General features: G+C 51.8%; 18 protein-coding genes and 1 CRISPR repeat array. Of the genes, 11 read left to right on the forward strand and 7 right to left on the reverse strand.

Features of this window, described 5'->3' with window-relative positions:
• The first annotated feature begins 5 nt into the window (after positions 1–5).
• Positions 6–766: a CRISPR direct-repeat array (repeat unit 29 nt; unit sequence GCGTTCCCCGCAGCCGCGGGGATGAACCG).
• Positions 767–794: 28 nt separating this feature from the next.
• The 3 genes from LX59_RS12055 to LX59_RS12065 all read right to left on the reverse strand — a co-directional run bounded on the left by LX59_RS12055 (position 795) and on the right by LX59_RS12065 (position 3257).
• Positions 795–1028, reverse strand: coding sequence for a hypothetical protein (locus tag LX59_RS12055; RefSeq protein WP_144572140.1), 234 nt, complete (start codon positions 1026–1028; stop codon positions 795–797).
• A 163-nt stretch (positions 1029–1191) separates the two neighbouring features.
• Positions 1192–2643: a catalase gene (locus LX59_RS12060; protein WP_144572142.1), complete on the reverse strand. Its 1452-nt coding sequence runs from the start codon at positions 2641–2643 to the stop codon at positions 1192–1194.
• 125 nt (positions 2644–2768) lie between these two features.
• Positions 2769–3257: an asparaginase domain-containing protein gene (locus LX59_RS12065; protein WP_144572144.1), complete on the reverse strand. Its 489-nt coding sequence runs from the start codon at positions 3255–3257 to the stop codon at positions 2769–2771.
• 3 nt (positions 3258–3260) lie between these two features.
• Between LX59_RS12065 and LX59_RS12070 the strand changes: the two genes are divergently transcribed.
• From LX59_RS12070 to LX59_RS12085, 4 genes are all read left to right on the forward strand, one after another.
• A complete protein-coding gene (locus LX59_RS12070) occupies positions 3261–3560 on the forward strand; it encodes a GIY-YIG nuclease family protein (RefSeq protein ID WP_246118751.1) in 300 nt (99 codons plus the stop codon).
• 30 nt (positions 3561–3590) lie between these two features.
• Positions 3591–4736: a serine hydrolase domain-containing protein gene (locus LX59_RS12075; protein ID WP_144572146.1), complete on the forward strand. Its 1146-nt coding sequence runs from the start codon at positions 3591–3593 to the stop codon at positions 4734–4736.
• A 180-nt stretch (positions 4737–4916) separates the two neighbouring features.
• A complete protein-coding gene (locus tag LX59_RS12080; RefSeq protein WP_144572148.1) occupies positions 4917–5753 on the forward strand; it encodes an OmpA family protein in 837 nt (278 codons plus the stop codon).
• A gap of 217 nt (positions 5754–5970) precedes the next feature.
• Positions 5971–7317 (forward strand): OprD family porin, encoded by a 1347-nt coding sequence (locus LX59_RS12085; RefSeq protein WP_144572149.1) that lies wholly within the window; start codon positions 5971–5973, stop codon positions 7315–7317.
• Between the two features lie 49 nt (positions 7318–7366).
• Here the strand turns inward: LX59_RS12085 and LX59_RS12090 are convergent, their stop codons facing one another.
• Positions 7367–7933, reverse strand: a complete 567-nt coding sequence (locus LX59_RS12090; protein ID WP_144572151.1) for a HupE/UreJ family protein — start codon at positions 7931–7933, stop codon at positions 7367–7369.
• Between the two features lie 241 nt (positions 7934–8174).
• On the opposite strand from LX59_RS12090, the gene LX59_RS12095 reads away from it, so the two are divergent.
• From LX59_RS12095 to LX59_RS12105, 3 genes are read left to right on the forward strand one after another with little or no spacing between them, the layout of a single operon-like run.
• A complete protein-coding gene (locus tag LX59_RS12095) occupies positions 8175–9098 on the forward strand; it encodes an ABC transporter ATP-binding protein (protein ID WP_144572153.1) in 924 nt (307 codons plus the stop codon).
• Entirely contained in the window at positions 9095–9826 is a 732-nt protein-coding gene (locus LX59_RS12100) for an ABC transporter permease subunit (RefSeq protein ID WP_144572155.1), read from the forward strand. The genes LX59_RS12095 and LX59_RS12100 overlap by 4 nt, the downstream gene beginning before the upstream one ends.
• 13 nt (positions 9827–9839) lie before the next feature.
• Positions 9840–11696, forward strand: a complete 1857-nt coding sequence (locus LX59_RS12105; protein ID WP_144572240.1) for a GldG family protein — start codon at positions 9840–9842, stop codon at positions 11694–11696.
• A 12-nt stretch (positions 11697–11708) separates the two neighbouring features.
• Here LX59_RS12105 and LX59_RS12110 read toward each other — a convergent pair whose 3' ends face one another.
• Positions 11709–12077 carry a hypothetical protein gene (locus tag LX59_RS12110; protein ID WP_144572157.1) on the reverse strand — a complete coding sequence of 123 codons (369 nt, stop codon included), beginning with the start codon at positions 12075–12077 and terminating at the stop codon, positions 11709–11711.
• Between the two features lie 237 nt (positions 12078–12314).
• On the opposite strand from LX59_RS12110, the gene erdR reads away from it, so the two are divergent.
• From erdR to fpr, 3 genes are all read left to right on the forward strand, one after another.
• Positions 12315–12965 (forward strand): response regulator transcription factor ErdR, encoded by a 651-nt coding sequence (gene erdR, locus LX59_RS12115; protein ID WP_144572159.1) that lies wholly within the window; start codon positions 12315–12317, stop codon positions 12963–12965.
• Between the two features lie 113 nt (positions 12966–13078).
• Entirely contained in the window at positions 13079–13579 is a 501-nt protein-coding gene (locus LX59_RS12120) for a DUF2059 domain-containing protein (protein WP_170234373.1), read from the forward strand.
• 157 nt (positions 13580–13736) lie between these two features.
• A complete protein-coding gene (gene fpr, locus LX59_RS12125; protein WP_144572163.1) occupies positions 13737–14513 on the forward strand; it encodes a ferredoxin-NADP reductase in 777 nt (258 codons plus the stop codon).
• A gap of 77 nt (positions 14514–14590) precedes the next feature.
• Here the strand turns inward: fpr and LX59_RS12130 are convergent, their stop codons facing one another.
• A complete protein-coding gene (locus LX59_RS12130; RefSeq protein ID WP_144572164.1) occupies positions 14591–15127 on the reverse strand; it encodes a CsiV family protein in 537 nt (178 codons plus the stop codon).
• The gene (mfd, locus tag LX59_RS12135; protein WP_144572166.1) at positions 15124–18570 is read right to left on the reverse strand and encodes a transcription-repair coupling factor; all 3447 of its coding nucleotides are present in this window, start codon (positions 18568–18570) and stop codon (positions 15124–15126) included. The genes LX59_RS12130 and mfd overlap by 4 nt, the downstream gene beginning before the upstream one ends.
• A gap of 168 nt (positions 18571–18738) precedes the next feature.
• Between mfd and LX59_RS12140 the strand changes: the two genes are divergently transcribed.
• On the forward strand, positions 18739–20205 hold the full coding sequence (locus tag LX59_RS12140) for a glyceraldehyde-3-phosphate dehydrogenase (protein ID WP_211354854.1): 1467 nt from the start codon (positions 18739–18741) through the stop codon (positions 20203–20205).
• Positions 20206–20224: the final 19 nt, after the last annotated feature.

The raw sequence follows: 20224 nt of genomic DNA on the forward strand, positions 1-20224 counted from the left end.
ACGCAGTGTTCCCCGCAGCCGCGGGGATGAACCGAATGGCGCGGCATCCACAAACACACCGGCCTTGCGTTCCCCGCAGCCGCGGGGATGAACCGGTGGAGCGCTGTGGGAATTTACCTTGCCAGCAGCGTTCCCCGCAGCCGCGGGGATGAACCGCGCTGGAGCGACTGTCCAGCTTTGCACGAACCGCGTTCCCCGCAGCCGCGGGGATGAACCGTGATTCGATAATCATCGCCAGCTTTGATAACTGCGTTCCCCGCAGCCGCGGGGATGAACCGCGCTGGAGCGACTGTCCAGCTTTGCACGAACCGCGTTCCCCGCAGCCGCGGGGATGAACCGTGATTCGATAATCATCGCCAGCTTTGATAACTGCGTTCCCCGCAGCCGCGGGGATGAACCGCGCCACATACACATCGGCACCAAGCCTATGCGGCGTTCCCCGCAGCCGCGGGGATGAACCGTCAATCACCCGCTGAACGCATGCGGGAATGGGGCGTTCCCCGCAGCCGCGGGGATGAACCGCAGGTGAGGGTATCGCCATCGGATACACCGACGCGTTCCCCGCAGCCGCGGGGATGAACCGTTTATAAGTATGCTTCAAAAACATTAAACCCTGCGTTCCCCGCAGCCGCGGGGATGAACCTACCAGAACCACGAGATACGTCAACAACTATGAGCGTTCCCCGCAGCCGCGGGGATGAACCGGCTCGAATTTGAGCCTTGGTTATATTTCTCTAGCGTTCCCCGCACCTGCGGGGATGAACCGAAGCTCCCGCCCCGCCCCGTTGCCTCTTTCAGCGCTCCAAATACTCCCAATCTCTAAGTGCCCCGACTTTCCGGGCCATATCCTCAATATCTACATGAGCCGTTAATACTTCTCCCGTAGGCGTAGCGATATGGTAGAAACGGCCTAGTTGAGGGTAGCGGGAACTGTCCTCTGGGCAGCGCTTAATCTGCATATCGCGTGGGGTTAGCTTACGATTAAGCCGAGCCAATAGTGCCAACTCATTAATGTATGCAGGTTCCATATCTACTCCTTGGGTAACAACCGGCTACGGATATATGCAATGAATGTAGAATCCGGTAAACCGATGTTCATCCCATTGCATTGGGATAGAGGCAGAGCGCTGTATGAGTCAGCGCTCTGCTTCTGATACGGGTTGTTACATCAAGATGTATGCCACGGGGGGGTTAAGCCAAACCCAGAGCTTTAGCCACTCCAGCACCGTAGGCAGGATCTGCTTGGGTGCAGTGCTCAATATGTCGTCGCTTAATGGCTTCTGGGATATCGCCCATAGAGCGAGCGGTATTGTCGAACAGCACTTGCCGTTGTTCGGGTGTCATTAAGCGGAATAGGGCCCCGGGTTGGCTGTAGTAGTCATCGTCATCTTCCCGATAATTCCAATGATCGGCCGCGCCTTCTAAGCCCAAGGGGGGCTCCTTAAACTCTGGTTGCTCGCGCCATTCTCCGTAGCTGTTGGGTTCATAGCCTAGAGTGCCACCGTAGTTAGTATCGACGCGCATGGCTCCATCACGGTGGTAGCTGTGAACGGGGCAACGGGGTGCATTGACGGGTATTAGGCCGTGATTTACCCCCAAGCGATAACGCTGGGCATCCCCGTAGGAAAACAGCCGTCCTTGCAGCATTTTATCGGGAGAAAAGCCGATACCGGGGACAATATTGGCAGGGTTAAAGGCGGCTTGTTCTACCTCAGCGAAGTAGTTAGCAGGATTTCGATTCAGTTCTAACACACCGACTTCGATGAGTGGGTAGTCTTTGTGTGGCCAGATTTTGGTCAAGTCAAAGGGATGGTAAGGGACCTTGGCCGCATCGGCTTCAGGCATGATTTGTACACACAGCGTCCATTTAGGGTAATTGCCGGTTTCAATGGCTTCATACAGGTCGCGCTGATGGGTTTCACGGCATTTACCTATGGCCGCCTCTGCTTCGGCATCGCTCAGGTTTTTAATGCCTTGCTGGGTTTTAAAGTGAAACTTCACCCAATAGCGCTGGTTGTGTGCATTAATGAAGCTAAAGGTATGGGAGCCAAAACCATGCATATGCCGGTAGGTAGCGGGAATACCTCGATCACTCATCACAATGGTGATTTGGTGTAAAGCTTCCGGCAGGGAAGTCCAAAAATCCCAGTTATTGCGGGCGCTGCGTAGGTTCGTGGCTGGATCGCGCTTCACCGCGTGGTTCAGGTCGGGAAATTTGAGCGGATCGCGCAGGAAGAATACCGGAGTGTTGTTGCCGACTAAGTCCCAATTACCTTCCTCGGTGTAGAACTTGATGGCAAAGCCACGAATATCCCGCTCCGCATCGGCGGCTCCACGCTCGCCTGCTACGGTAGAGAAGCGTACAAAGAGCTCAGTCTTTTTACCAATCTCGGAGAAAATCTTGGCGCGTGTGTATGGGGTGATGTCGTGGGTGACGGTAAAGCAGCCATAAGCGCCCGATCCCTTAGCGTGCATGCGGCGTTCGGGAATGACTTCGCGGTCAAAGTGGGCGAGTTTTTCTAAAAACCAAACGTCCTGTAGCAGTTGTGGGCCGCGTGGCCCAGCGGTCATGACGTTTTGGTTATCCACCACCGGACAGCCCGCTGTGGTGGTGAGTTTTTTTTTATCGTTATAGTCAGTCATGGCGTATTTCCTCTTCGCAGCCGGTGTATATGCTTAGTTGAGTATTGACCCGGATAAGTCCCTTTGCCTCATTGTTTACCTGTATTCGGTCAATAGGCTGCTGGTATTAGATGCCTGTGATTTGACTATTCTGTGATCGGTTCAAAATAACCGGCGGCTCGGTTTTTTTGCACCTGATTGGCCTCGAAAATTCGCCCGCTCATGGCGATGTAGACTCCTGCGGGTAATGTTTGCAGCGCTCCTACCGCCAAACCGAGGTTGAAGGCCGCATCGCTATCCCGCATCCGTGCAGGCTGCATCGCGCCGGTTAACACAATTACCTTGCCCTTGATGTGTTGTAAAACTGCCGCCGTAGTGGTCATGGTATCGGTGCCGTGGGTGATCAGGATGTGGCGTGCGGCACTTTTTGAAACGCGCTCTTGAATCAAAGCGCGGTCAGCATCCGTAAGCTCTAAGCTGTCTTTTTTAGTCAGGGATTCCAACTGATATTCAAATTGGACGCGGGCTTCTTGTAACAGCGCTGGAACCATCGGCTCCCCGATCTGAAAGTCAGATAGGGCATCGTAGTACACTTTGTCGAAGGTGCCGCCGGTAGTGAAAATTTGGATCAGCATAGAGTGACTCCTGAACAAGAAATAAATAAGGCCAAGCCGTGGTTTGTCTATCTGATACGCGCCAATACGGGGGCTTTATATTGTGGCATTAGCACCGACCCTATTCGACGTTTAGAACAGCATCGAAGTGGACGAGGTGCTCGGTTTTTCCGTACCTGTACCGCTCAGGCGTTGGTTTATGTGGAGGCCTGCTCAGATCAAGGGCAAGCTTTACGGCGAGAGCGTGCGATTAAGCAGTTATCTAAAACGGCTAAAGAAGCCCTCGTGCATCAATATTCACCGGCCAAGCATGGCGTGAAATAGGCTTAAAGCTCAGTGTATTGAGGATTCATTATGCAGGTGCAGGGTTATTTTGATCTCCAATTTGAACCAGTTCGCGAGGTGTTTGCTGAGCTGTTTGACGGAGGAAAGCAGCGTGGGGCTGCGCTGTGTGTGCAGATTGGCGGCGAGACGGTATTAGATCTTTGGGCGGGGCAAGCGGGGCGTACTGAAGATCAGCAGTGGCACACGGATACCTTGGTTAATCTGTTTTCCTGCACCAAAACCTTTACCGCCGTCGTTGCCTTGCAATTGGTGGCTGAGGGGCACTTAGATTTGGATAAACCCCTCGGCCATTGGTGGCCAGAAGCCGCTAATCGGGGCAAAGAGTCTGTCACCCTACGCCAGCTTCTGTGCCATCGAGCGGGACTATCCGCGATTCGTGCGCCTTTACCGTCGGCGGCTTTGTTCGATTGGTCAAGCATGACGCACGCCTTGGAGCAGGAGCAGCCTTGGTGGGTTCCCAATACCCAACAAGGCTATGCGCCCATGACCTACGGCTGGTGGGTTGGGGAGTTGATTCGTCGTGTAGAAGGGCGCGGTGTGGGGGATGTGCTAAAAACGCGCTTGGTCGAGCCTCTGGGGTTAGACTTCCACTTAGGCTTGCCTGAGTCCGAATTATCCCGCGTAGCCCATTTAACCCGTGGTCGCAATGACTTTGGCGATGCAGCGGCCCAAGCTTTGATGAAGGCGGTGCAGTCTGATCCGCATTCACTCACGGCCCTGTCGTTTAATAATCCACCTGGCTTGATGAACAGTGCGAACAGTCCAGAGTGGCAGCGGGCGGTGCTTCCGGCGGCTAATGGTCATGGTAACGCCCGTAGTTTGGCCCGTTTTTACATGGGGTTACTGCAAGGTCGGTTGTTGGATTCGGCACTCCTATCTGAGATGACTCGTGAGCATAGCCAAGGCGAAGATCGTACTTTATTGGCTCGTACCCGCTTTGGTTTGGGCTGTTGGCTGGATCAGCCTATAGAAAACGCCACCTTTGGTATGGGGCCGCATTGTTTTGGTCATCCGGGGGCGGGGGGCTGTCTAGGTTTTGCCGATCCTGAACGAGAGTTGAGCTTTGGTTTTGTGACCAATACCCTTGGCCCCTATGTATTAATGGATCCAAGGGCACAACGACTGGCGCGAATTGTAAAAGGTTGTCTAGGCTAAATTGCATTGGGTGAGCAATAAGCTATTTAGGCAAATCTTAGCGTGATTTGTAAGCGCACTCATAAATTGTCTTTTAGCCATACTCGCCAAGTGGAATTTGATGCCTCAGAATGCGACTGATTTTTGTGCAGGCGAGTATGCCGAGCAGCCTGCTGAACCAACCCCATTGAGACCTTGCGAATGAAGTTGCTTAAAAGCGCCCCCTTGCCCTTGATGTTGTGTTTTTTCCTATCGGCTTGTAGCTCCATTGAAAAGCCAGACACTCTGGATACGGGTAAGCCCGTAGCAGCTCAGCCCAGTCAGCAAGGCGCTAAAGTTGCCCCCATAGCCCATGTACAGGTTCCCAAGGTTGATCCTGAGTGGATGGCTCATTACGAAGCACGTCTGCGGGAGGAGTTAAAAGGCAGCCGCTTTGAGGTACAACGCCACAATGATCTGTTGGTAGTCACGGCCCCGGCCGATTACAGCTTCAACCCTGATCGCCCTACTATGTTAGTACCGGCTGCTTTGGGGCCTATCACTAAAATCGCCAAATTAGTCGAGGCGGATAAGAAGACTGGCATTATGGTATTTGGGCACGCCGATAATACCGGCTCTGAGGAGGTAAACCATAGCTTAACTCAGGAGCGTGCCCGCTCGTTTGGGGCTATTTTCCGTTTGAGTGGGCTGCGGCCAGATCGCCTACAGGTCAAGGGATTAGGGTCTAGTATGCCACGGGCGGCTAATGCCTCTAAAGAGAGTCGCTCTCAAAACCGCCGTGTAGAAATGGTGCTGACCCCAAAAGCTAATCTAAACTTTTTAATGGCTCAGTATGAGGCGGCTTATCCCAGTATGTTAGCGGCGGCTAACACACAGGTTCCGGCTGTGGCACCTAAAGCGGTTGCTAAAACGGCTAAAACCGCGGCCGTTAAAACTGCTAAAGCCCCGACCAAAAAGGCTAAGGCAACAGCGCAAAAGACCTCGGGCAAGTCGGCAGCAAAAGCGACTCAAGTGGCTTCAGTCGATACCAAAAAATAAGCTAAGTCTATGGATGATCTTGGGCCTACTGAGGTCATCCAAAAATAAATCCATTAATTATATATATTTATGTATATAGATCAATTATTTATTATTTACCTATGGTAAATATATAAATTACTGATTGAGTCTTTATCTGACGTATTTATACATTTTTAAAATAGAGCTTCTTCATTTCAATTTTATTAATGTATTAAATACCAGAGCATCTTTACCCATGAAATCAAAAGCCTGTGCTTTGCTTGTATTAGCGGAGCTAGTAACTCCTTTGTCTTTTAATACGGCGAGAGCCGATTTTATTGAAGACAGTACGGCCACGCTTGGATTACGCAATTTTTATTTAAACCAAGATGGTCGTGATGGAGCGGTAAATAGAAAAGACTGGGGACAGGCCTTTTTGTTGGATTTTAAATCAGGCTATACCGAAGGTGTGGTGGGCTTTGGATTGGATGTATTAGGGACTTATGGTGTGCGTTTAGACGGCGGCGGACGGGATGGTAAGAGCGGCATAGACCGCACTCCAGCTTCGGGGGGCTCCTTTCCTTTGGAGAGCAATGGTAAAGCAGTGCGTGATTTTGGCCGAGTCGGTGTAACTGGAAAGATGCGCTACTCCAAGACAGAACTGCATGTGGGAACGCTAAGACCTAAACTTCCCGTCGTTATTTATAATGACGGTCGTTTATTACCTCAGACCTTTGAGGGTTATCAAATTAGTTCAAAAGATTTTGATAGGTTTGTGGTTACGGCAGGTAAGTTAGAGCACTCCACAGAGCGAACCTCATCCCATAGCGATAGTTTATCTATTCCCGGATCTAATAATAGAAAAACAGGGCAATTCAGTAATGCTTTTTATTATGGTGGCTTTGACTATAACCTGAATAAAGACCTTAAGTTGCAGTATTACTATGGCCGGTTAGAAAACTTCTACGAACAACACTTTTTAGGGCTGTTACATCAATGGCAATTACCCGTAGGGCGTTTAACAACGGATTTACGTTACTTCGACAGTGACTCCACAGGTAAAAACTCAACGGCAGCAGGTCGGGCTGAGGGTTATCGGAGTAACGGCTACTGGGGTAGTGGCTCCTCCGACCGTTATGAGGTGGACAATAAGCTGTGGAGTGCGCTCTTTACCTACAGTTTGAAGGGACATGCCCTAAGCGCAGGCTACCAAAAAATCACGGGCCATAGTGATTTTCCCAGCTTACAACCTAGCACAGGTCGTACGCTGTACTTAATTACCAACACCAATATACAGGGTGCTAAATTTGCCAGTGCGGGCGAGCGTACTTGGGTGGTCGGATATGCCTATGATTTCGCTGCTTTAGGTATTCCAGGGCTTAAAGCCAGTACCAAATATTATCGAGGTGATAATATTGATGCCGCAGGCAGCGATGCTAGAGAGTGGGCACGGGATATTAACCTCGGTTATGAGGTTCAAGAGGGAACACTAAAAGGGCTGGGTATTAACTGGCGTAATGGTACTTGGCGGGGGAATGACAGCGGCACGGTAGATCGTGATGAAAACAGACTAACCCTAAGTTACAACATTAAGCTGTTCTGATTTTTGGGAAAACAAGCTGGATATCCAAGGTATCCAGCTTTGGTGGGCGTTAAAACAGCATTACTGCGCCACTGGTTGCGATAGTAACTCCTAAAGCACGCGTAAGCTGAGGGATCTGACGAATACCGGCAGCCAGTAAACCACCGCCCAGATGCAATACTAAGCTAGAGCCCAAAAAGCCCACTGCAAAGGCCCATAGGCTGCCTGTGGCTTCCGCGCCGTGGGCATAGCCATGAAACAGAGCAAAGCCCGCCGCTAGGCTCAAGCAGGCCAGCGTGGGTAATTTTAGGGCACTGGTGGCAATCAGCACGCCGAGGAGTAAAACCGAAAGGCCGATTCCTGTTTCCACCATCGGCAGGTTCAGGCCTGCAACTCCCATTAAAAAGCCAAGCAGCAAAGCTCCTAAAAAGCTGGCAGGAATGGCCAGTTTGAGTGTGCGCGTTTGTAAGGCAGCCCAAATACCGATGGCCAGCATGGCTAATAAGTGATCAATTCCTGTAAAAGGGTGCAACAGGCCAGATAATAGGCCCAGATGCGAATGATCTCCCTCGTGGGCCAAGGCTAAACTGGGTAACAAACTGATGCTCAATAAAGGCAGCAAATGGCGTGTATTCATAATCCCTCGCCAGACTGTAAAACGAGATTTAGGGTTAATAAGCCCCTAAGGGCGGCTGAATCGAAGTGACGGCATGATGCCTGAGCCCATAGGCTGCTGTCATGATTTCTGTCATTTAGACTGGGCTAATGCTTTTAAACCAACCTTGCCAGTAAGGATAACGACTCCTTATAGTCAGGCCTCGCATTCAGTGTCTGTCGATTTTGTATTCCGGCAGAGCAAGCCGCACATGGATAGAAGCATGATTGAACTGATGAATTTGACTAAGGTGTTTGCCACACGGCGGGTGGTCAACGACCTGTCATTCAGTGTGCAACCCGGTGAAGTGCTGGGTTTTTTAGGCCCCAATGGTGCGGGTAAATCCACCACCATGAAGATGCTGACCGGCTTTTTAGAGCCTGATTCGGGGACTGCTCGCATCATGGGGTATGACATCCGCACCCAAACCCGAAAAGTTCAGCAACTGATGGGGTATTTAGCTGAGGGGGCACCCTGTTATGGCGACATGAGCGTGCGGGGTTTTCTAACCTTCATTGCGGAAATCCGAGGCTTTCGTAAAGCCGCTTGTCAGCAACGCCTGAACGAAGTGGTTGAGCGTTTGGAGCTAGAGCCTGTTTTAGATCAGAGCATTGATACCCTGTCTAAAGGCTTTCGGCGGCGGGTGGGTTTGGCTCAAGCCATCATCCATGATCCCAAGGTGCTGATTCTGGATGAGCCTACCGACGGTTTAGACCCGAACCAAAAATACCAAGTGCGCCAGCTTATTCGAGGTTTATCCAAGGATAAGATCGTCATCATCTCGACCCATATTCTGGAAGAGGTCACGGCGGTTTGTACCCGTGCAGTGATTATCAGTGAAGGGAAATTGGTGGCCGATGGCACGCCTTTAGAACTGGAAAGCCGTTCGCGCTACCACCAAGCGGTTACTCTGGTTACAGGTACTCCGTTGGACGAGGCGGCCTTATTAGCACTGCCCGGCGTATCGGGGCTTGAGCAAAATCCCTTAGAACATAGCCTGACGCTATTGGCAGAGCCGGGAGCTGTAATTTATCCCCAAATCAGTGCGTTGGTTAGCGAGCGTGGTTGGAAGATCCGTGAAATGGATGTAGAGCGTGGGCGTTTAGATGATGTATTTCGTAGCCTGACGCGTGGAGATAGCCTGTGAGACAACTGCCCGTTATCGTAAGCCGCGAGTTGGGTAGCTACTTTGCTACGCCACTGGCCTATATCTTTATCCTGATTTTTTTAGTGCTGTCTGGGCTGTTTACCTTCTATTTAGGTGGATTTTACGAGCGTGGGCAGGCTGATTTAAGCGCTTTTTTTGATTTTCACCCTTGGCTGTACCTGTTTTTGATTCCAGCCTTAGCCATGCGCCTATGGGCTGAGGAGCGTAAATCCGGTTCCATCGAATTGCTTATGACCTTACCCATTACTCGTTTTGAAGTGGTAACCGGAAAATTTCTAGCGGCTTGGCTGTTTGCCGGCATGTCCTTATTGCTGACCTTCCCGATGGTGCTCACGGTTAACTATCTAGGCGAACCGGACAACGGCATTATTGTGGCGGCTTATTTGGGAAGCTGGTTGTTGGCGGGCGCTTTTTTAGCCATCGGTTCCTGTATGTCGGCCTTAGCAAAAAACCAAGTGATTGCCTTTATTTTGACGGTAACTGCCTGCTTTTTATTCATCGTTAGTGGCCTGCCAATGGTGTTGGATGCTTTTAATTGGGCCCCTCAATGGCTGATTGATGCGGTGGCTTCGCTGAGTTTTCCGGTACGTTTTTCGTCCTTGGGTAAAGGCATTATTGATGTGCGCGATGTGCTGTACTTTCTGAGCTTAATCGTCGCTTGGTTGGCCGCAACAGCGGTTGTTATTGATCTCAAAAAAGCGGTTTGAGGAAGTCTGCATGCTGAAAAGAACGCTCTATTCCGGCATTGGCCTTCTGTTAATTGCCTTAGCTTTTTTGGTGTTCAACCTGCTGTCCGGGCTGTTGTTTAGCCAAGCTCGTTTGGATTTAACTCAGCAAAAGCTTTATACCCTGTCTGAAGGCACCATCCGTATTCTGAATAACCTGCAACGTCCCATCGAATTGCAGTTCTTTTTTTCCGACGAGTTGGCGCGTGACTTACCGGCATTGCGTAACTATGCCCGTCGGGTTGAAGAAATGCTGAAAACCTATGTAGATCGCTCCGCCGGTAAAATCACCTTAAAGCGCATTGATCCTAAGCCTTTTTCTGAGGAGGAAGACCGCGCCGCTGAGCTAGGCTTACAGGGCGTTCCCATGCAGCAAATGGGCGATAATCTGTATTTTGGCTTAGTAGGGGGGCACCCCTCGGAAGGGGATACCACGGAAGCTATTCCTTTCTTCCAGCAGGATCGAGAAGCCTTCTTAGAATACGAAATCAGCCGTTTAATCCAAAGCCTCGCTCAGACAGAGCGGCCTTTGGTGGGGATTTTGTCTGGTTTACCGATGGAAGGCGGTTTCGACTTTCGCACCCAGCAGCCAACGGGCCCTTGGGTGGTTTTAGAAGAAGTCCGTCAGATGTTCCGCCTGCAAGCCTTGCCACCTGCTACCAATCAGATTCCCGACGAAGTGTCGGTATTGATGTTGGTGCATCCTAAGGATCTGTCAGAGTCCACGCGCTATGCCATCGACCAGTTTGTGTTGCGCGGTGGCAAGCTGTTGGTATTTGTCGATCCGTACAGTGAGGTAGATTCCTCCATGGATTTGGCCGCGCTACAGGAGGATTCCCCGCCTATCCATCATTCTAATTTGGAGACACTGTTTCAAGCTTGGGGATTGCGCTTGATTCCAGACCGAGTGGTTGCTGATCCAGCCTATGCTATTTCAGTGAACTTGGATGGACAAAAGCGCCCTGTACGTCACCCCGTGTTGCTGTCTTTGCCAGCCCGCGCTTTGGATAAGCAAGATATCGTCAGTTCAGAGCTGGATATGTTGAATGTGGCCACCATCGGTGCTTTAGAACCTTTGCCTGATGCAGCAACGCGTTTCACGCCACTGGTGCGCAGTTCAGAAGAGGCCCTGTTGGTGGATACGCAACGTCTGCTCAATCTGAATAATCCACGGGATCTGTTGCGCGGTTTAAAAGCATCCGGTACCGCCTATACCTTAGCCGCTCGTGTGCAAGGGCCTGCGAAGTCGGCCTTCCCTGAGGGCATTGAGGGCCGGGTAGAGGGGCTTAAATCAGCGGACTCCATTAATGTGATCGTGGTGGCGGATACGGATTTGTTAGCCGATCGCCTGTGGGTACAGGTACAAGAGTTTTTTGGGCAGCCGATTCCAACCCCTTGGGCGGATAATGCTTCTCTGGTAATCAATGCCTTAGATAATCTAGCAGGCAGTGATGCCTTGATCAGTGTGCGCTCCCGTGGGCGTTACTCGCGCCCCTTCACCCGTGTTGAGGCCATTCAGCGGGACGCTGAGGAGCAGTTTAGGGAGAAAGAAGAGCGCTTACAGCAGCGTTTAATGGCCACCGAGCAACGTTTGGTCGAGTTGCAGGGTGCCAATGCTCAAGCCCTTGAAATGTCTCCTGAGCAGCAGCACACGCTTCAGCAGTTCTTGCAAGAGAAGCTTGCCATTCGCAAGGAGCTACGCGAGGTGCGCTACGATCTTAACGCGGATATTGAAGCCTTAGGGCGCAGTCTTAAGTTCATCAATATTGCCTTAATGCCGTTGCTGTTGACCTTAGGTGCTTTATTTTGGCTGTGGCGGCATCGGCGAGTCAGGCCCACATTTTTGGATTAAGGGCGTTAAAGGTTAGGTACGCCAGATAATGTTTTGTACCCCTTGGGGGCCGATACTCAGCCAGCGGTCGGCCTCTTCTTCCTGTTCATCCTCCTGCCAGCTACAGGGCATACAGCGGATTTCGATCTGAAGGGCTTGAAAGGCTTCTTGGGCACAGTTCAAATCATCAACCCAAGGTGTAGCATCGCTCTCAAGCACTAGGGAATGCCATTTGCCTACAGCTTGCTCCACCCACACAATGGGAATTTGGCCCGCATGGCAACGGCGGGTTTTACCCTGAACAGTCCAAGCAGAAAGTGGCCCAAGGCGCTGGCTTAACCACTGGGTAACAGCAGATAGCTCGGCTTGTTTGAGATAAATTTCGATATCAGGCTGGCGCATAAGGTCATTCTTTGGAGAAAAAGCCCATACTGACGTGCGTCTGCTTAGAGCGCAATCTGCTCAGTATATAAAGCCCAGACTTGACTCTAAGCCATGGCGGTCGGCATGCTTGCGCCGATACAGGTAGGCGAACATCGGTGGGGTGTTTGTCTAAATCATTTGGCAGGCCAGTTCATAGGATGAGTCTGGCAGTCTGGTTGGCTCTGCAAAAGGGCTGGGAGTAAAAAGGAATCTGCCATGGCTGCTTACGAAATATTAATTGCCGACGACCATCCTTTGTTCAGGGGCGCGCTGCACCAAGCCTTAATGCTAGGGTTGGGCTCTGATGTACATTTGGTGGAGGCTGCGACTATTGCTGAATTGGAAAGCCGAGTCAGCGAAGGCGTGGATTGGGACTTGATTCTACTGGACTTAAATATGCCCGGTGCTTACGGGTTTTCTGGGTTGGTACTGTTGCGAGGCCAATATCCGCACATGCCGGTGGTAATGGTTTCCGCCCAAGAGGAGCCTGCGGTGATTGCACGGGCTCGTGAGTTTGGGGCCAGTGGTTTTATCCCCAAATCCAGCTCCCTAACTACAATCCAAGAAGCGGTTCGAGCGGTGTTAGATGGTGACCTCTGGTGGCCTGTCCAAGCGACCGAAAATACCAAACTCAGCGAAGAAACTAAGGCGGTCACTGCGGGGTTGGCTAGCCTAACGCCTCAGCAGTTCCGTGTGTTAACGATGGTGTGTGATGGCTTGCTCAACAAGCAAATTGCCTACGAGCTGCATGTGTCAGAAGCCACCATCAAAGCCCATGTAACCGCTATCTTCCGTAAGCTGGGTGTGCGTACACGCACTCAAGCGGCTTTGTTGTTGCAGCAAATGGAATCTATCCCTTTAGGATAAGACGCATCATAACGACTCCTATGCACCTGATGTATTGTGTGAAGAGGAGTTTTTATTTAAGAATTGTTTTTATTAAGCTGCCGCGCTTTAAGCCAAATATTAGGGAGCCATGCATGAGGTGGATAGGGATTTTATTGGGTTGGATGTTGGCTTATAGCGTTGTGGCGGCAACGCCCTCTGATACCTCCTTAAAGGAGTTATTAGAAGTTACGGATGCCAGAAAAGGTTTGGATACCTCCTTAGAGCAAACGGAACACATGATGCGCTCGGTGATGGCAAAATCCTTAGAGGGAAAGCCTGTAACCCCGGCACAGCAAGAAGCCATAAACCGCATGCAATCTAAGGTATTGGCCGTGCTCAAAGAGGAAATGAACTGGACGAAATTTGAGCCCGTGTTGGTGGATATTTACCGCCAATCCTTAACTCAGGAAGAAGTCGATGGGGCTTTGAACTTTTACCGTTCTGATGTGGGGCGTTCTATGACGCAAAAGATGCCTCTGATCATGCAAAACAGCATGCAGGCGGTGCAGAATTTGATGTTAAGCATGATGCCTCGGTTGGCAAAAATTCAGGAAGAATTGCAGGCAGAGCTCAAGGCCACTCAGGCCCAATAACCCAGTCTTCTAGTCCACCCAGAAGGTTGGGTGGAATGATTTATTTATATGTAAAATGGGCATAAATAGAAGATTGTCTGATGATTTAGAAATAAGCGGATTCCTTGTACACTGTAAATTCGTTTATTCGCTTAACCAGCAATGAGGTAGCTACTCCATGAGTAATCTGAACGTCGAGCGTGTGCTCAGTGTCCACCACTGGAATGACACGCTGTTCAGCTTCAAGACCACCCGTAATCAGGGCCTGCGTTTTGAAAATGGCCAGTTTGTGATGATCGGGTTGGAAGTGGATGGCCGCCCATTAATGCGTGCCTACAGCATCGCCAGCCCTAACTATGAAGAGCACCTAGAGTTCTTCAGCATCAAAGTGCCTAATGGCCCTTTGACCTCGCGCTTACAGCACTTAAAAGAAGGTGATGAGTTACTGGTGAGTCGTAAGCCCACTGGGACTTTGATTCTAAGTGACCTGTTGCCCGGTCGGCACCTGTATCTACTCAGTACGGGTACTGGATTAGCGCCCTTTATCAGCCTGATTCAAGATCCTGAAGTGTATGAGCGCTTTGATAAGGTGATTTTGGTACATGGCGTGCGCTATGTCAGCGAGCTAGCCTATGCGGATTTCATCACTCAACAGTTGCCGGAAAATGAGTTTTTTGGCGATATGGTCAAAGAAAAGCTGATTTACTATCCACTGGTAACTCGCGAAGACTTCCGCAACCAAGGCCGTCAGACGGATTTGATGCGCTCTGGTAAGCTGTTTGATGACATCGGCTTGCCGCCCATTAATCCCTTGGACGATCGCGCTATGATTTGCGGTAGCCCCAGCATGTTGGCTGAAACCAGTCAGGTCTTAAATGAGTTTGGGCTGAATGTTTCGCCCCGTCTGGGTGAGCCCGGTGACTATTTGATTGAGCGTGCTTTTGTTGAGAAATAAGCAAAAGCTGTGCTCTGAATTAAAACGGCATCCTTGGGATGCCGTTTTTCTTTTAGGGTCGGGGTTGAGTGAGTCTCTTACAGCGTACTGATGCGTACCAGTGCGCCTAAACTGCTGTGATCCAGGTAACGTACTTCATTAGGCCGCACTTTAAAGGTCTGATCAATGTGCTCACTGGCCGTAATTTGGCCTTGTTCATCAAACTGGTTGACCCAAAAGTTAGCCGTCACCGTAATCTGATCACCCAAGCTAACCTGTAAACGGCCTTGGATGGGCGACAGCTCAAAACGGGGTTGTCCCATTTTAAAGGCGAGGTCAGCCGTGTTGCCGGTTAAGTTTTGCCGCCAAGCTTTGTGCAGCAGCACAGCGTACCCTTGGTCTGGCGTGAGTTTAGCCACCGCATCGTTTAAAAATGCTGGAACCTCGTTGCGCTCAATCAAAACGCTAGCGCCTGTAGCCCAGTTATGGCTGGGTGGCAAGCTGGCAACCAGTGGTGTATTGGCGTGCCGAAATACCACCACTTCTACTTGAATCATAGAGGCTGCTTGGGCCGCTAAGCTAAATACAGAGGCTAAGACTGTTACGAGAACAAAGGAAAGTAACCGTGACTTCATGGTTTTTTATCCGAGGGGGTCAGGTGTTCGAGTAAGGCTTCCAAGGCGCTGAAGCGCTCCTCGGGTTGCTCCATAGGGATTTGGAATTTAAATAGGGTAGCGCCTTCCAACTTGTAGCGTTTGGGTTGCGTTTGGATCAGTTTTACCAGTACCAAGGGGTCAATACGGGTATTGGCACCGCATTCGATGCGTCCGCCTTGGGGGCCGGCATCAATTTTGAGGATGCCTAGCTGCTCGGCCTTCAGTTTGAGCTGAGTTTGACGGATCAGGTTCTTGGTCGGCTCGGGCAGTAAGCCAAAACGATCAATCATTTCCACTTGCAGCTCTCGCAGTGCTTCAGGGCTGTCCGCTGAGGCGATGCGCTTGTAGAGAATCAGCCGCGCATGCACATCGGGCAGGTAGTCATCGGGAATCAGGGCCGGCAGCCGTAAGTTGACCTCAACGCCACCTTGCAGCGGCTGCTCCAGATTGGGTTGCTTGCCTTGGCGAATGGCTTCGGTAGCCTGTTCCAGCATTTCCATATACAGGGTAAAGCCCACGGCCTGAATCTGGCCGCTTTGGCCTTCGCCCAGCAATTCGCCTGCACCGCGAATTTCCAAGTCATGGGTCGCCAGCACAAAGCCGGTGCCGAGGTCTTGGGCGTTGGCGATGGCTTCCAGACGCTTTTGAGCGTCGTCGGTCATTTGATTACGCGCGGGGGTGAGCAGATAAGCATAGGCTTGGTGGTGGCTGCGGCCCACACGTCCGCGCAGCTGGTGCAGTTGTGCCAGACCAAACTTATCGGCACGCTCAATGATGATGGTGTTGGCGCTGGGCACGTCGATGCCAGTTTCGATAATGGTAGAGGCGACCAGCACGTTAAAGCGCTTGTGGTAAAAGTCGCTCATTACCTGTTCCAGCTCGCGCTCACGCAGCTGACCGTGACCGATGGCAATCCGTGCTTCGGGCACTAATTCGGCCAATTCGCGGGCGCACTTGTCGATGGTCTTTACATCATTGTGCAGGTAGTAGACTTGCCCACCGCGCAACAGCTCGCGCAGTAAGGCTTCACGGATGATGGCCGGTTGCTGTTCCATGACAAAGGTGCGTACCGACAAGCGCCGCGCCGGTGGGGTGGCAATGATCGAGAGATCACGCATGCCAGACACCGCCATGTTCAGGGTACGCGGAATCGGTGTGGCGGTGAGGGTGAGAATGTCCACCTCGCTGCGTAGGTTTTTCAGCTGTTCCTTGTGACGCACGCCAAAGCGGTGTTCCTCGTCGATGATGGCCAAGCCCAGATTTTTAAACTGAATATCCGGCTGCAACAGCTTGTGGGTGCCGATCAGAATGTCGATTTGGCCCTCGGCGAGTTCTTGAGCGGCTTTTTCCATTTCCTTGGCGGATTTGAATCGGCTCATCACCTCCACCCGCACCGGCCAGTCGGCAAAGCGGTCGCGGAAGCTGTTGTAGTGCTGCTGGGCGAGTAGGGTCGTCGGCACCAAAACCGCCACCTGTTTGCCATTGTGAGCGGCGATAAAGGCCGCACGCATGGCGACTTCGGTTTTGCCAAAGCCCACATCACCACATACCAAGCGATCCATGGGCTTACTGGACAGCATGTCGGCGCGTACGGCTTCAATAGCGGCTTGCTGATCCGGCGTTTCCTCAAAGGGGAAGGCTGCGCTGAAGGTAGCGTAATCGGCGCTTGGGTCGGTGAAAGCGAAACCTTTGCGTGCGGCACGGCGTGCATGGATGTCTAACAGCTCGGCGGCCACATCGCGTATTTGCTCGGCGGCTTTGCGGCGGGCTTTTTGCCATTGATCCGAGCCTAGGCGGTGCAACGGAGCTAAGGCATCGTCGCTGCCGGTATAGCGGGCAATCAGGTGCAGGTTGGCCACGGGTACGTAGAGCTTGGCTTGCTCGGCGTATTCCAGCATCAAAAACTCAGCCTGCTGGCCTTCGACTTCTAAGGTCGTCAAACCCTGATAGCGGCCCACACCGTGGTCGATGTGTACTACCGGTGCGCCTTCGCGCAGCTCAGTGAGGTTTTTGATGATGTTGTCGCTGGCATCGCGGGTTTTTTCCCTACGACGGCGTTGCATCACCCGCTGCCCGAACAACTGGCTTTCGGTGATGACCGCGATCTGCTCCAGATGCAGCCCTTCATCCAGAGCGGCGATGCTGATGTTTAGCCGTTCGTTAGCCTCCAGAAAGCTGGGCCAGCTACTGAGGGTTTGCGGGCGTAGCTTGAGGCGGGCTAACAGCTCCAGCAAGGCTTCACGGCGGCCTGCAGATTCGGCGGTGAATAAAATGCGCCCCGGAAATTGGTCCAAAAACTGGCGCAGTGCTTGGAGCGGTTCTGTAGCGCGTGCATCTACTGAAAGATTGGGCAAGGGTTTTGCGGCAAAACGCAGGCTACTGGTGCGTTCAGGCTGATCCTGTGCTTCTAGGGTGACTTGAGGCCAGTGCTTTAACCGCGCAAAGCAGTCTTCAACCGCCAGAAATAGCTCGTTAGGAGGTAGCAGTGGCCGTTCTGGATCGTAGCGGCGATCTTCATAGCGGCGACGAACATCAGTCCAAAATTGCTGAGCCGCAGGTTCAATGCCGCTTAGAGCAAATACTTGAGTTTCTTGCGGCAAGTAGTCAAAAAGGGTGGCAGTATCATCGAAAAATAGCGGCAAATAGTATTCGATACCCGCTGCAGTAATACCTGTGTTCAGGTCTTGATAGATGGGGCAGCGCCGGAAATCTACGTCAAAGCGCTCTCGAAAGCGACTGCGAAAGCCAGCAATGGATTCGGGCGTTAGGGGAAACTCACGGGCCGGCAGCAGTCGAATACTTTCTACCTTGTCCACTGAGCGCTGATTTTCGGGGTCGAAGGTGCGCAGGCTATCAATCTCATCGTCCAATAAATCAATGCGAAAGGGCAGTGCACTACCCATCGGGAATAAATCCAACAGAGCGCCGCGTACCGCAAACTCTCCATGCTCATACACGGTTTCTACACAGCGATAGCCTGTAGCTTCTAAACGCTGGCGCATGCTGTCTAGGGACAGGCGCTGCCCTTGATTGAGCACCAAACTGGAGCCCAGTAGAAACGCCAGAGGCGCTAAGCGGTGCAGGGCCGTGGCAATGGGCACCACTAAAACTCCGTGTTTCAGCTCCGGGAGCTGATACAGACTAGCAATGCGCCGAGAAATAATATCCTGATGGGGAGAAAATAAATCGTAAGGCAGGGTTTCCCAGTCTGGAAATTGCAATACAGGTAACGCAGGGGCAAAAAAGCTGATTTCTTGTTCCAGTCGCTCAGCCGTTTGGGTGTCGGGGGTGAGCACTAGGGTAAAGCGACGAGCGGCAGAGGCCGCCTCTGCAATAGCCAAGCTCAGGGTTGAACCGGGTAGATTGCTCCAGTGTTGTCGCTGGGAATGGGTGGCCGTGGGGGGCAAAGGCAGGACAGACACGGTAGAAAGAGGCTCCCAAGAAGAGGCAGAAAGGATACCAAGGATTGTAACGAGCTGATGAGGGAACTGTCAGTGTTTGCATCTGTCCCTGTCATAGCCTTTAGCGCTTGGATTGTCGCCTGAGCGAGAGCTCGTCATAATGTAGCCCTTTTTTCTTGTACCTACATCCTGTGGAAGGAACTGCCCGTGACCCAGAAGCCCGACCAGTGTCTTGGAGAGTGGATTGATCGTGAAGCCCTTGCTGAGGCAATGATTCCTCTGATCGGCCAGCTCTACCGTAACAATAACGTGGTGACCTCTATTTACGGTCGCGGTCTGATTAATCGCTCAGTGATTGCGATTTTGAAGGCGCACCGTTTTGCCCGTCACCTTCAGGCTGAGAACGAAGACCTGTCCGTACACGACACCTTCCAGATCCTCAAAACCATGAGTGAACTGAATCTGGGAGCCGCTTCTGTCGATCTTGGTAAGTTACTGGCCAAGTTTAAAGCTAAAGCCTCCGGTCAATCTTTAGAGCAATTTGTGCGTGAAGAATTGGCCGAAGTGACGGATAAACGCCACGCCAATACTCGTAAAGGCACTGATGTGGTGCTGTACGGATTTGGTCGTATCGGTCGTTTGCTGGCGCGCATCCTGATTGAAAAAACCGGTGGTGGTGATGGTCTGCGTTTGCGCGCCATCGTGGTACGCAAAAGCTCGGAGGACGATCTGTCCAAGCGTGCTAGCCTGCTGCGTCGTGACTCCGTACATGGCCCCTTCAATGGCACCATTACCATTGATGAAGAGAACAAAACCATCACCGCCAATGGCAACCTGATTCAGGTGATCTACTCAAATGATCCTTCGACGGTAGATTACACTCAGTACGGCATTGAAAACGCGCTAGTGGTGGATAACACCGGTAAGTGGCGTGATGCTGAAGGCTTAAGCCAGCATCTGAAGTGCCCAGGCGCTGCGCGTGTGATTCTGACTGCACCGGGTAAGGGCGCGCTGAAGAACATCGTGCATGGCATTAACCACAAGGAAATCACCGACGAAGACAAAATCATCTCAGCGGCTTCTTGCACCACGAACGCCATCGTTCCGGTACTGAAAGCTGTTAATGATCAGTACGGTATCGTGCATGGTCATGTGGAAACTGTGCATTCTTACACCAACGACCAAAATCTGATCGACAACTTCCACAAAGGCAGTCGTCGGGGTCGTAGCGCGCCTTTGAACATGGTAATCACCGAAACCGGTGCGGCCACTGCGGCTGCCAAAGCCTTGCCGGTGCTAAAAGGCAAGTTGACTGGCAACGCTATTCGCGTGCCTACGCCCAACGTCTCCATGGCCATCCTCAACCTGACCTTGGAGAAAGCTACTACTCGTGAAGAAATCAACGAGTACCTGCGCCAAACCGCCATGTACTCTGAGCTGCAAAAGCAGATCGACTTTGTGAACTCTTCCGAAGTGGTGTCTACCGACTTCGTGGGCTCGCGCCACGCGGGTGTGGTGGATGCTGAGGCCACCATCTGTAACGATAATCGTGTAGTGCTCTATGTATGGTACGACAACGAGTTTGGTTATAGCTGCCAAGTGGTTCGTGTGATGGAAGAAGTATCAGGGGTTCAGGCACCGGCGTTCCCAAACTGATTTAAATCAAGCTTCTTTA

Origin of the sequence: Azomonas agilis, assembly GCF_007830255.1 — a bacterium.
GTDB lineage: Bacteria > Pseudomonadota > Gammaproteobacteria > Pseudomonadales > Pseudomonadaceae > Azomonas > Azomonas agilis.

Coding starts and splice junctions, on each gene's coding strand:
- LX59_RS12065 (WP_144572144.1), bottom strand. CDS start 3,257: ATGCTGATCCAAATTTTCACTACCGGCGGCACCTTCGACAAAGTGTAC.
- LX59_RS12120 (WP_170234373.1), top strand. CDS start 13,079: ATGAGGTGGATAGGGATTTTATTGGGTTGGATGTTGGCTTATAGCGTT.
- LX59_RS12080 (WP_144572148.1), top strand. CDS start 4,917: ATGAAGTTGCTTAAAAGCGCCCCCTTGCCCTTGATGTTGTGTTTTTTC.
- fpr (WP_144572163.1), top strand. CDS start 13,737: ATGAGTAATCTGAACGTCGAGCGTGTGCTCAGTGTCCACCACTGGAAT.
- LX59_RS12110 (WP_144572157.1), bottom strand. CDS start 12,077: ATGCGCCAGCCTGATATCGAAATTTATCTCAAACAAGCCGAGCTATCT.
- LX59_RS12130 (WP_144572164.1), bottom strand. CDS start 15,127: ATGAAGTCACGGTTACTTTCCTTTGTTCTCGTAACAGTCTTAGCCTCT.
- LX59_RS12085 (WP_144572149.1), top strand. CDS start 5,971: ATGAAATCAAAAGCCTGTGCTTTGCTTGTATTAGCGGAGCTAGTAACT.
- erdR (WP_144572159.1), top strand. CDS start 12,315: ATGGCTGCTTACGAAATATTAATTGCCGACGACCATCCTTTGTTCAGG.
- LX59_RS12055 (WP_144572140.1), bottom strand. CDS start 1,028: ATGGAACCTGCATACATTAATGAGTTGGCACTATTGGCTCGGCTTAAT.
- LX59_RS12090 (WP_144572151.1), bottom strand. CDS start 7,933: ATGAATACACGCCATTTGCTGCCTTTATTGAGCATCAGTTTGTTACCC.
- LX59_RS12095 (WP_144572153.1), top strand. CDS start 8,175: ATGATTGAACTGATGAATTTGACTAAGGTGTTTGCCACACGGCGGGTG.
- LX59_RS12060 (WP_144572142.1), bottom strand. CDS start 2,643: ATGACTGACTATAACGATAAAAAAAAACTCACCACCACAGCGGGCTGT.
- LX59_RS12075 (WP_144572146.1), top strand. CDS start 3,591: ATGCAGGTGCAGGGTTATTTTGATCTCCAATTTGAACCAGTTCGCGAG.